The sequence below is a fragment of the Acidobacteriota bacterium genome, from assembly GCA_016208495.1.
Classification (GTDB): Bacteria; Acidobacteriota; Blastocatellia; order Chloracidobacteriales; family Chloracidobacteriaceae; genus JACQXX01.
On sequence record JACQXX010000012.1, the window covers coordinates 1 to 12,045 of the forward strand.

10 protein-coding genes are annotated in these 12,045 nt (G+C 50.0%); 2 read left to right on the forward strand and 8 right to left on the reverse strand.

The annotated features are described in order from the left end of the window. On the forward strand, window positions 1-599 hold a 599-nt coding region (tnpB, locus tag HY774_01870), incomplete at its 5' end, for an IS200/IS605 family element transposase accessory protein TnpB (GenBank protein ID MBI4747205.1). A gap of 18 nt (window positions 600-617) precedes the next feature. Here the strand turns inward: tnpB and HY774_01875 are convergent. The 7 genes from HY774_01875 to HY774_01905 form a co-directional block, all read right to left on the reverse strand. Next, a complete protein-coding gene (locus HY774_01875; GenBank protein ID MBI4747206.1) occupies window positions 618-2,057 on the reverse strand; it encodes a hypothetical protein in 1,440 nt (479 codons plus the stop codon). Window positions 2,058-2,084: 27 nt separating this feature from the next. Beyond that, window positions 2,085-2,684, reverse strand: a complete 600-nt coding sequence (locus HY774_01880) for a Uma2 family endonuclease (protein MBI4747207.1) — start codon at window positions 2,682-2,684, stop codon at window positions 2,085-2,087. Window positions 2,685-2,861: 177 nt separating this feature from the next. Continuing rightward, window positions 2,862-4,415 (reverse strand): ABC transporter substrate-binding protein, encoded by a 1,554-nt coding sequence (locus tag HY774_01885; GenBank protein ID MBI4747208.1) that lies wholly within the window; start codon window positions 4,413-4,415, stop codon window positions 2,862-2,864. A 478-nt stretch (window positions 4,416-4,893) separates the two neighbouring features. Then, window positions 4,894-6,000 (reverse strand): beta-N-acetylhexosaminidase, encoded by a 1,107-nt coding sequence (gene nagZ, locus HY774_01890; GenBank protein MBI4747209.1) that lies wholly within the window; start codon window positions 5,998-6,000, stop codon window positions 4,894-4,896. A 169-nt stretch (window positions 6,001-6,169) separates the two neighbouring features. Next, complete coding sequence (gene mtnA, locus HY774_01895; GenBank protein MBI4747210.1) at window positions 6,170-7,225, reverse strand: S-methyl-5-thioribose-1-phosphate isomerase; 1,056 nt, start codon at window positions 7,223-7,225, stop codon at window positions 6,170-6,172. Window positions 7,226-7,443: 218 nt separating this feature from the next. Next, window positions 7,444-7,911: a hypothetical protein gene (locus tag HY774_01900; protein MBI4747211.1), complete on the reverse strand. Its 468-nt coding sequence runs from the start codon at window positions 7,909-7,911 to the stop codon at window positions 7,444-7,446. Window positions 7,912-7,947: 36 nt separating this feature from the next. Then, entirely contained in the window at window positions 7,948-8,901 is a 954-nt protein-coding gene (locus tag HY774_01905) for a hypothetical protein (protein MBI4747212.1), read from the reverse strand. A 251-nt stretch (window positions 8,902-9,152) separates the two neighbouring features. Between HY774_01905 and HY774_01910 the strand changes: the two genes are divergently transcribed. Continuing rightward, window positions 9,153-9,362, forward strand: coding sequence for a hypothetical protein (locus HY774_01910; GenBank protein MBI4747213.1), 210 nt, complete (start codon window positions 9,153-9,155; stop codon window positions 9,360-9,362). A gap of 533 nt (window positions 9,363-9,895) precedes the next feature. Here the strand turns inward: HY774_01910 and HY774_01915 are convergent. Beyond that, entirely contained in the window at window positions 9,896-11,758 is a 1,863-nt protein-coding gene (locus HY774_01915; protein ID MBI4747214.1) for a hypothetical protein, read from the reverse strand. Between the last annotated feature and the right edge of the window lie 287 nt (window positions 11,759-12,045).

Consider the following 12,045-nt stretch of genomic DNA (forward strand, 5'->3'; position numbering starts at 1 on the left):
ATCGCCAAATAGAGAATGCCCTGCACCAGAGTTCGCGAATGATCGTCAATCTGTGCCTCACCTATCGGATTGACACGGTTGTAATCGGCAAAAATGACCTCTGGAAACAAAATGTCACCCTCGGAAGCGTGGTCAATCAACAGTTTACGGCGATTCCACACGCCCGACTGATTGAGATGCTGACCTATAAATGCCAGTCGGTCGGGATCAAAGTCGTGACGATTGAGGAAAGCTACACATCGAAATGTTCTTTCCTGGATGGCGAAGCGGTTGAAAAACAAGCCAGCTATGCCGGAAAACGAATTCATCGCGGGTTGTTTCGGACCGGTCGGGGGTTACTCCTCAACGCCGATGTCAACGCCGCGCTCAATCTTATCACCAAAGCATTCCCGGATGCCTTCGGACCAGGACCGGACGCCGGAGGCCACGGGATGGCGGATTGGGTAGTCAATCCGGTACGGGTGACTCCGTTTGGAAGTGCCGGTTCAGGCACTTCCAAACGGGAAGCCACGTGCGAACACCAACTGTATGGTTCAGTCAGTCAGGCACGACCTTCAGTTCCAATTCCTGGTCTTGGGACGAAGGTCTGTCAGATTTGATTATATTTTTGGTAACTATTACACCTGATACCGGTGCTTGATTCGCTCAAAGCCCCAGTGGAAGACAAACAGATTCGGCGAGTTCCAGTTCCGGTGATTGTGGTCGCGCTCCGCGTAACGGGCGGCACTCTCAAGCTGGTCAAAATTGGGCTGTGGGAAACGTGGCCGAATTTCTGACTCGTAGAATGCCTGGAAATCCGTTTCGCAGCGATCAGTGAGCCGATAGGGGCGAGCTTTATTGCCACCGCCTTTTTTGACCTGACCGAAAAGATGGCGTGGGATGCCGGCTTCTTCAATGATTCGGCGGGCAATCGGGCGGTCATATTCACCACCGATGGACCAGGGTTTCATCTCATCTGACATTGTGATTTGAAAAATGGGTTCAGCATGAACGGCACCGCAAAACGGCACCGGGAAGTGAATAAACCCGGCCCGCAACCGATATTCACCCAGGGTTGTGCCTGACATTAAGCGGGCAGATGGTTCCTGGAGCAGAGGAAAAATGAGGTCTGGATTGGTCGTCCAGTAATTTTCTCCGTTGCGGCCCGTCAGTACAAGCCGGCTGGTCAGATGGTCTTCAAAAACCAGAAACCCACGGTCAGTTGAAATCAGAGGGTTGATGAAAAATTCGGCGTCAGTCAGGGAGGGCAGGTTTTGGATTTCTTCGCGGTCAAATTCCATCACGTCCAGTCCCAGCATCCCGGCGATTTGAGCGCCGCTGTCTTGCAAATACCCTTGTTTGAGGTCACCGCTTTGACGGAACGTAAGTGCTTCGCGGCATCCAGTCTGTGTTGCCAGCACTGAAATGGCTGTTGAATCATACCCGGTCGAAATTGTGGTTACCGGAGGATACCGTCGCTGTCGGTGCTTATCCTGAGCATTGCCTGACACTCGATTCAGGGTTTCCTGGAGCAACTGAATATACTCGTGATAGGTCACAGGTGGAGGCGGTTGCGGTTTTTCAAGCCGCTGTACCGTCAAATCTGGTCTCACCAGCAGGTTGCAGCCATCGTAAATCTGAACCTGTCGCTTGTGTGCCGTCGGAATGGTTTTGGTGTGAACCGCCAGCCCCTGGCGATACCGGTTCAGGAAATCAAACAGGTAAAATGGATGACCACCATCGAGCCCATCCCCAGCCTGCATCAGCAAAAACGGAAGCGAATTGGAAACCAGGAGTTCATCTTCGATCCGAAGTAATTGAATCCATTCGAGATTGTGACTTGGCGCCACAAAAACAATGCCATCTGCGGTCAACCGTGCCCCGGAACCAACTGCCATCAGAGCTTGATCAAATCGAAACGCATCAAACTCGTTATCCCAGGCGCCTTCAAAAAAACCAGTTTCCTGTGTTTCAACCCACGGACCGTGGAGAACCTCAATCACATCAGCATTTTTGCGAAGTCGCGCACACCACGCCAGACGTGGGAGCTTCGAGTTACAGGTACAGGTGATGTTCATGGAAGAAAAGCATCCTGAACTTTTGCTTTATGTTGAAGGCTCAGAAATTCCAAATTCGACCCGGGCATACATATCTGCCAGGTCCAGTGTACATTCCAGAGAAGTTAACTCAATTGATTGGTCTAATCCTTGAGCCAGGGTTGGCGCCCAGCTTTCATCAGGTTGTTTTTGCCAGAGGGTGACGGTTGGTGATTCCTGATCAATCAAAAGATATGCACGAACAGTTGAAATTTCTTTATAGGCTTCGAATTTCGCATGACGATCCAGTTCCGCTGTTGTTGGGGACATTACTTCCACAATCAAAATTGGATTGAGAAGCATGTCAATCCCGCGAAATTGTTCAAGCTGAACGGTTCCACACACCACCGAAGCATCTGGATACCGATACGGCGGAAGGGTTGGCGTTTTGATTGGCTGATCTGAGGTAAATGCTTCGCACTGGCGACCAGACTGTTCCAGGTGATTCCCAATCCTGCGAAACACATTCCCTGCAATCCGGCTATGAGCCAGACTCCCCCCGCTCATACAGAGGATGTCGCCATCCCAATATTCAAACCGGGTGGTGTTGGCGTGTTCGAGGGCAAAATATTCGTCGAGTGAGTAAAAATGTTTCGGGTTGGCTGACATAAAACAGATCTCCCTTGACGATCCATTATTTCGTCATTTTGCCAGTTTGTCACCTTGTCAATTTGTCACCTTGTCAATTTGTCACCTTGTCAATTTGTCACCTCGTCAATTTGTCACCTCGTCAATTTGTCACCTTGTCAATTTGTCACCTTGTCAGTTTGTCACCCGGTCATTCTGTCATTGAAAAGTCGAATTTCTCAAAAACGTGTAACTCCCTGACAAATCAGGCTTTACGTTTGTCAGCTTGTTGCTGCCGATGGCCACGTTGTTTGGATACCAAAGAAAGATCGTGGGAACTTCCTCAACGATTTTCTTTTGTGCCAGCCCGTAAAGTTGCTTTTGCTCTTCCTGGTTGAGTGTTGCTCCGGCTTTGCGCAGCCAGCCGTCAACTTCAGCATTGCGATAGTGGCTGCGGTTGGCACCTTCGCTGTAATTTTTCTCTTTGGTTGGGATGCGCGACGAATCAAACGCATAACTCAAATAATCAGGGTGCTGATTGGCACCGATGCTCGTCAAGGTGTAGAGCTGGAAATTCCCGGCGTTGACATCGCTTAGAAACGTCTGAAATTCAAAGGATCGGATTTCAAGCTGAATGCCGACTTGCTTGAATTGTTCCTGCAACACGGTGGCAATCTGACGAGCCAGCGGCAGGGAAGACGTTTTGATTTCAAGTTTGAGCCGTGTTTGAGGTCCGTCTCCATCCGGGTCGCGGTATCCGGCTTCGTCGAGCAGCTTTTTAGCCAGTGCCGGGTCATAGTCAAGCTTTGGCAGGTCAGCCGGATAGGCCCATTGCTCCGGCGGAAGTGGCCCATAGGCCGGACGCGCCATATTGCGCAGGACATTCTTGATAAAACTCTCGCGGTTGACGGCATGCACCAGTGCCTGTCGAACTTTGACGTTCTTCAAAATCGGGTCATCACAATTGATTCCAAGGTGGGAAATATTGGTGCCAGTACTTTGCCAGACAGTGAGATTGGCTGTTTGGGCCAGCTTTTCAACCGTGTCGGAAGCCAGATCGGCATTGACGGCTAACTGGACGCCGCCTTGACGGAGTTCGAGTTCACGGACGGCGCTATCCGGGATAAATCGGACGCGAACTTTTTCAAGCTTCGGAGCACCCTCAAAGTACTGAGGAAACGCCTCCATCGTGATTTCACGGTCAACCTGATAGTCTGCGACCTTAAATGGTCCAGTACCAATCGGTTTCGTTTCAGCCGTGCCGCCGCTGTCTTTTGGAATGATCCCAATCGCCACCAGACTGACCAGCATCGGAGAATTGGGCTCTTTACAGCGAAAGATCACTGTTTGTGGGTTGGGGGCTTCAATGACGTCAACCTTAATAAAATCGCCCTTCTTCGCGGAATTGAAATTTGGGTCGCGGAGCGTGTCAAACGTGTATTTGACGTCTTCAGCAGTTAACGGTTTGCCATTGTGGAACATCACCCCAGGTTTCAGATGAAAGGTAAAGACTTTGGCATCTGGGGTGACTTCAAAGGTCGCCAGTTCGGGAACGACCTCCAACCGGTCATTTTTGTTGACGAGTGTGTTAAAGAGCAACTGATGCAACCGGGCTGAGACGCTGTCATTGCCAACCCGAGGATCAATGCTCTTGGGGGCTTTTTCAGTTGCCATCACGAGCAACCCCGGTGTGGGCTGCTGGTTTCGCCGACAACCTGAGGCGAGTAAAAACGGAAGCAAAACAAGAAGTCCAAGACAGGCAAGTTTGTGCATAGGTAGGGGTTCCGGGTTCCGGGTTCCGGGTTCCGGGTTCCGGGTTTTCGAAGGAACGGGTTGAGGTTGGAAAAACGAGATGCAACGCTACAAATAGATTTTAGGCCCGCAGGGTCGTTGTGTAATAGCCGTGGTGCGAAGCCCACGGAAACAGAGCCAAATGAATCCAGGTTCCGTGTTTTCCGTAGTTTAAATGTCTGGAAATTTTCGGTAAGGTACTCATCAGCAGGGAGAATCTACCTTTCCTGGTTCTAGCACTTATCGGCGGCAAGGAACAAGTTTCGAAACCCTGAACCCTGAACCCCATACGCGCCAGGATAAGAAACCTTGTGTCCTTTCCGTTGGGATTGAATGATGCCGTCGTCGGGCCTGGGTCTCGTCCTGGCCGTGACCGTGGGCTTCGCACCACGGCTATTACACAACGACCCTGCGGGCCTCAAATTCTTATCCTGGCGCTTATGACCCTGAACCCTAAAATTTATCGTCCCGAGTGGGCCAGTTGAGCGGCAATGCTGTGTTTGAGATTGACCACTCGTTCCGCCAGGCGTTGGAAGGCAATCGAATCAAAGACTGGCGCCGCAGTCGCCCGTGATTTGACTTTGGCAATGCGATCAATTGACTGTTCGATTCGATTGCGAGTCAGTTTATTTTCACCGGCGGCTTTGACCAGGACCTGATGGGCTTCGACGGCGCGGTCCCTGGTATTGCAGATGAGCAACATGTCTTCACCTGCCAGCATGGCCTGCAGGACGGCATCTTTAAACTCGTAAGTTTGAGCAATTGCCCCCATTTCAAGGTCATCTGAAATTGCAATTCCACCAAACTCCAGCTTTTTCCGGAGCAAATCCGTCACAATGTTGGTGGAAAGGGAAGCCGGAATTCCAGCGTTGCCATCAAAGGTCGGATAACAGGCATGCGCCAGCATAATCGCATGAAGTCGCGTGTTGAGGCTGTAAAACAGGTTTTGGTATACGCTGATGTCTTCGGCCATCAATTGCGCCTGTGACCGGTGAACCGTCGGAAGTTGTTTGTGTGAATCAACCGATGAATCGCCCAGGCCAGGGAAGTGCTTGCCACAGCCAATGATGCCGTGATTTTGCAAACCTTCGAGATAGGCCCCTGCCAGCCGGGTGACTTTGAGTGAATTGCTCCCAAACCAGCGATCCTGCAATGCATTGTCCTGGCCTTCAACCACCGCCAGATCCAGCACCGGGGCAAAATTCATGTTGAGTCCCAGCAATCGGAGCATTTCCGCTGTCAAAAAACCCAGTTCATATGACAATCGGGCATCGCCCGTGGCTCTGATGTCCTGGGCCGAAGGCATCGGCTCGGTAATGGTGCGGAGCCGGTCAACCCGACCGCCTTCCTGATCAATGCTGATCATCGGTGGAACGCGGATAAAGCGCCGCAAGTCCTGGGTGAGTTCAGCAACTTGTTGGGGTGATTCCAAATTGCGGGCGAACAAAATCACCCCGCCTGGTTGAATTTCTTTCAACACCCGTTGGGTATCAGCATCAATGGTTTTGCCAGGAATTCCAATAAAAAGAAACTGGCCGACTTTTTGTTCAATCGGAAAAGAAGACATAAAAAATAGTGAGCAAGGTGAAAGAGGCAGATTTCAAAGCCAGGGCTGAAGAAAACGGGCTGAAGAAAAACTGGTGTTTCGTGCTTCGAAGGTATTGATTTCTAACCACTAACCACTAACCACATTCTTCATTCTTCATTCTTCATTGCAGGTTCTTGAGCCCCAGGCGTTAGCTGTTTGACTGGGCTTTGGTGACCAGGGCGCGCAGGCTTTGCGTGTAGTTTGGACGCGCGACGCCGCGTTCCGTGATGATGGCCGAGACCAGTTCGTTGGGTGTGACGTCAAAAGCTGGATTTGCCACCTGGACGCCTTCCGGAGCAATGCGGTTACCGGCGACGTGGGTGACTTCGGTAGGCGTTCGATCTTCAATCGGAATCTGGTCGCCGCTTGTCAGCGAGAGGTCAAGCGTGGAGATTGGAGCGGCAACATAAAACGGCAATTGATGCCGGTGCGCGAGCGTGGCGACCATATAGGTGCCGATTTTGTTGGCCACGTCACCATTTCCAGCAATCCGGTCAGCACCAACAACGGCACAGGTAATGCGGCCTTTTTTCATAAAGTGACCAGCCATGTTGTCGGTAATCAACGTGACCGGAATGTTGTCTTTCATCAATTCCCAGGCGGTCAGCCGGGCGCCTTGCAGGAAGGGCCGGGTTTCATCGGCAAAAACTTCGATCTTTTTGCCCTGTTCGACCGCGGCGCGAATCACACCGAGAGCCGTTCCATATCCGGCGGTGGCCAGTGCACCCGCATTGCAGTGGGTCAAAACCGTGGCGCCATCCGGAATCAAATCGGCGCCGTTTTTGCCCATCATCCGATTGATTTCGATGTCTTCGGCGTGCATGTCCTGGGCTTCGCGGATGATGCGTTCCTCAATATCGGCAATGGTTTTGCCATCGCGGCGGGCTTCGGTATAGACGCGTTTCATGCGTTCAATCGCCCAAAACAGGTTGACCGCCGTGGGCCTTGTCGCCCCAATGACCTGGCAGACCAGTTCAAATTGTTTGTCGAGGGCATCAAGGCTGGAGGCCGGAGGGTTTTGCACGCCCAGCGCAATCCCCATGGCGGCAGCCACACCAATCGCCGGTGCGCCACGAACCACCATTTCCCGAATTGCCTCGGCAACGCCTTCATAAGTTGTGTAAACAGGGTACAGTTCTTCGACCGGAAGCCGTCGCTGATCGACCATGCGCACGCCTTCAGCCGTCCATTCAAGTGTGATCATGTGAGGAAGTTCCTAACCGTGTGAGATGAGAAAATGGAATGTGCCTTTCGGTGATTGGAGGAAATCAGCGCGAATTGGCAAGAAACAGACATCTTACCCAGACCGGAGTGGCTTTGCAATTGATGCGTGGGGCAATCGAAGGGATGAGGGATGAAGGATGAGGGATGAAATAAAACCAATTCTTCATCCCTGAGTTTGCGAATCTTCAGCCCCAGCCTTTATTTCCGAAGCTGGTCTTCGATCTCGTGAGCGAAGTCAATGATTGTCTCGCGTTTGCCTGGGATGCTGACATACTCCTTGCCGGTCTGATCAACAATGATGAGGGAATAGGAAAAAGTTTTGGCGTTTTCGAGCCGGTAAGAAACATTTTTGATTTCGGTTCGCGCCAGAACTTTACTCCGGCCAGGAAGGGCGTAGTGCAGTGCCAGTGATTGCCCGTCAAATTTGAATGAATAAAACACCATCCAGTACTGAATATAGACATAGATCAACATTGCCGAAAAAAGCAGTCCGGCGGTGATGAGCGATGTCTTTTTGGAGAACTCGTAGCCCCAGAATTCAGACCGACGCGAACGGTTGTCAGACATGAGAAAGAAAATGATGCCGCTCAGCACTGCCCCAAGCAGGATCAGAAAGGTGCTCGCCATAGCGGCTGATTGAGTGGATTGGATAATGGCTTCTTGCATGGTCAATGTAGATTGGGTGAGTTGAGAGTTCCGCCTTCAGGCGGCTTTGCCCAGTAAATCAACTTTCCCCTGGTTATACAACTTCCCAACGACCATCAGCCAGAGAAACAGCAGGGTAATCATCACGAGCCAGACCGAAAAAAACTGCCAGATTGTACCGTGCATCGTCGCATCGGTGAGACGGAAAATTCCAACTCCAGTCAAAATGATCCCAATTCCATTGATGATTTTGTAAATAGAGATCACATTGCTTGTTGTTCCGTCGGAAAAAGCAAGAAGCAATCCAAGAACTGTGATTATGAGAAGAATACCAATACACTTGAATGCCAGTTCCACCCCAAGGCCAGGTGTTAATCTAAACACTGAATTGACCCCAAAACTGAAGGAGCAAATGGCTGGAAAACTTAATACCAGTCGCACCAAACTGAGTTTCCACTGGATTCGAATCATTGGCCAGAATCCAATTGGGTACACGGCATACATTGGAATTGTCTTTTCTGAGGTGCGATAGAGCCGAAACCCATCAAACAGGAACGACATCATAGGCGGAAGGCAGAACAGAAGTGTTGCTGCGATTGCAGATAAAGCGAGACAACACATTCCCAAAAAAGCTACGATTTTAAGTGCGGCGAAAAGAATTATCAGGTTGATTGGACCAACACGACTGATAAGGCTATCCCAGAAAAGAACTATATAAGGTAATATGAACAGGCAAAGGCTGATGCCAAGTGTTGTGACAAAACTATAGGCCCAAAGTTTTGTCCAACTCATGATTTTTTTGCTCCCAGCCATAAATTCTACGATATGCCGCTCAGATTGTGTGAGATAGCGAGCTGAAAGCTGCTCAACCCAGCCTTCTTTAGCCAAATCAAAGCCTGGAGCAAATAAAGTTCGTCTGACCAAAGCTATCATTAGATCGGGATCTTGCTCAGCAGACGGTGAACCCTCCAAAACCATGGAACTTTCTTTGTGAACTGGTTTTGAAGACAAGGGAATTTGAGGGAATGGGTTAAAGATGTGCGTCCGCGCAAGTGGGTCCTGACCTTCAAGTGAAAAACTGGCCCGCCATTGTTGAAACCGGCGTGACCTTTCGGCAATGAACAATACGGCTGGCACAAACACGACCAGGCAGGCAAAATCAGAATTCAGAATTCCATGGTGAAATGCATAACAAACCCAACTGGTCGGGAAAATCAACGTGAACAGTTCGAGCGTACCCCAGGGGGATGGGGAAAGGTGCAATGGAACAAGCACAGCGTGGAGTCCGACAACGAATATTCCCCACGGAAGAAGCCCCATACGCACTGCTTTGGGGAGAATGGTTGTCCACCGGTGAGCGAGCCAGACTACGCTTTCCCGGATTGTACTCACAAGCAGAAGTGTTATCCCAATCCCAATCAGGACTTTCAGCCAGCGATGAACCGGAGCAATCTCCAGATCCTCCTGCTTAATGAGTTGTGGAAAGAGACCTCCAAATATCAGCAAGCTAAAAAGAAAAAAGAGCCCAATTTGAATGAGAACACTTTTTCTCCAAGCAAAGTCAAAAAAGAGGGTATCCGGAACTGGTAACCCACGGAAAGCCTGGTGGGCAGGGGAATTCAAAAGTTTTTCTCGAATATTGCTGGCCCACCCAATACTGATACAGGTCACCGCAACCGAACTTATCCACCAAACGGGTGTTTTTTGAGAGCTTCCAAGCAGTAAAAAAAATCCAACCACCAGTGATGTTGCCGGTAGCAAGAGTATTCCAAGCAGTCCGTACCCGAACCTGGGCAGAAGCCAACGGAGTGTATCCATCAGTTGCCGGTTTCGATATTCACGCAAAAGTTCTGGTGACTGAGCAATGTGCGCACTTACTTTCTGCTTGAGAGTTGTTTCAAACTCAGGCCAGTACAGTTTTTTCATAGCGTTGACCCTCAACAGTAAAGTGACAGCCGGACAAGGTGACAAAATGACAGGATGACAGTCTGGAAACTGTTCATTCTCAAGCTGCTTTTCGGAGCAAATCAACTTTTCCGTGGTTATACAGCTTCCCAAAGATCCGCAGCCAGAGAAACATGAAGGTAATAGAGACCAGCCAGGCCGTGGCAAACTCCCAGGTCGGCCTCCAGAGTGCAAGAAATCCCAGACCTGTTATTCCTCCACCCAGCGTCAGGACAGCACTCACGCTAATGAAATTAAAGACCGAGACAATTCCAGACGAAGTTCCATTCCAAAAACAGTCAGCCATTCCAATAATAAATACTGTCAGCAGGATACAGGTTATTTTCAGAGCTATCTGGACACCAGTGAGCAGCGGATAGTGAAACAAATTGCAGGATCCGATACTGAGCAGGGCCACGCCTGGGAATATCAAAATTGAGCGAATCAAACACAGCTTCCATTGAATTCGAAGCATTGCCCAGAATCCAATTGGGTAGATGGCATGGCAGGGAATGATTTTTTCTGCGGCTCGATGCGACTGAAACCCAGGAAAGGAAAAACTAAAAGCTGGTGAACAGGAAAATTGCAAAATCTGGATCACCAAAACGAGATTGAAAAAACCAAAGCCAAGCAGGAGGATCATCCCTAAAAGTGGGAACAGCACCGAAAATAAGAATGGATTTTGTTTTCCTAAAAAATCGAAAAATCGAAGAAGCGCCGGTAAAACTGAAATGCTGAAAGAGGCAAAAGCTGTCCCACCAAGGATATACAGCCACAGCTTTGTCCAGTCGGTGGTTTTCTTTCCGCCGGACATAAACTCAAATAGGTGTTGTTCGGATGGTGAGAGAGAGCGAGCCACCAATCGTTCGACCCAGCCTTCCTTAGCCAGATCAAACCCTGGGGTGAACAGGTTTCGCCGAACCTGTGCTGCCATTAGATCGGAATCACTGGTGGCTGACGGCTGAGTCACAAAAGTCGAAGTGCTGGCAAATTCACTATATGCTGGTAAGGATGGGGTCGGGCTGGGTGGATTAAACAACCGGTTTGGTAACTGAATTTCTTGCCCTTCAAGCGCAAACGATGCCCGCAGTTGATGGAAACGGCGGAAGCTTCCAGCAAGAAACAAAAAGGCGGGTATGAAAGCGAAAAGACACCGGGAATCTAAAGCGAGCAGACCGTGGGAAAACGCATAACACACCCACCCAACCGGGGAGATCAAGGTTGAAAACTCAAGTATGTCTCCCGGCAAAGGGCTGAGGTGAAACGCGCCAAGCCCAACACTCAATCCCAAAACAAATATAATCCAGGGGAACAACACATACCGCACGGTTTTCAAAAGGTGTGTTGGCCAGCCTTGAAGCAACCGCACTGTGCTGGTCTGAGTGATCAACGTGAGAAGACCAGCCACCCCAAATCCAATCAAAATCTGGAACACCGGATGGATGGAATCAATGATTGAATGCCGTGCTGGCTGCGCTCCCCATAAACTTCCCAACGTGGCGGCGCTGAAAAGAATAAAAAATGCGATTTGAAAAAGATGAGTTTTGCTCCAGATACAATTGAAAAAGCCAGGATTTGAAATTGGGAGGCCACAAAAAACCAGGTGGGCTGGCGAGACCTGTAATTTATCTCGCACAAAGGAAGCCCAGGCAAGGCTCGCGCAGGTGGCCGCAACCGGAAGTAAAAACCAGAACGCCTGCGCGTCGCTCCCTTTTGGAACGGCAAACAAAAAAAACACCGCCAGTGTCCCCAGCCCAAAAATAAAGGTTCCCAGTCCATATACAAGCCAGGTCAGAAGATGCTGGAGCATCGTCGTTACTTTCCGCTTGCGGAACTGACTCAAAAGCTCTGGTGATTGAGCAATATGCGCACTCACTTTTTGTTTGAGAGCCGTTTCAAACTCAGGCCAGTACAGTTCTTTCATGGGCTTGACTCCTGACGCAGAGGTACTCTGCACAATGGCTGCCGAAAGGACAAAAAGGACGAAAACAAAGATCTCGAAAACCCGGAACCCTAAGCCCCAAATCCTGACAAGATGACCAACTGACAAGGTGACAAGGTGATTTTTTTCATCCCCCATCCCTCATCCCTCATCCCTTCAGAACCCAGCAACCCTAAGTGAGTTAGCAAAAGTTATTTGAAAAATAGCGAATGAGAGTTAAGCTCGACGGATGAGAAAAGCGAGGAGTCCATCAGAACTGGGGTTGAGTC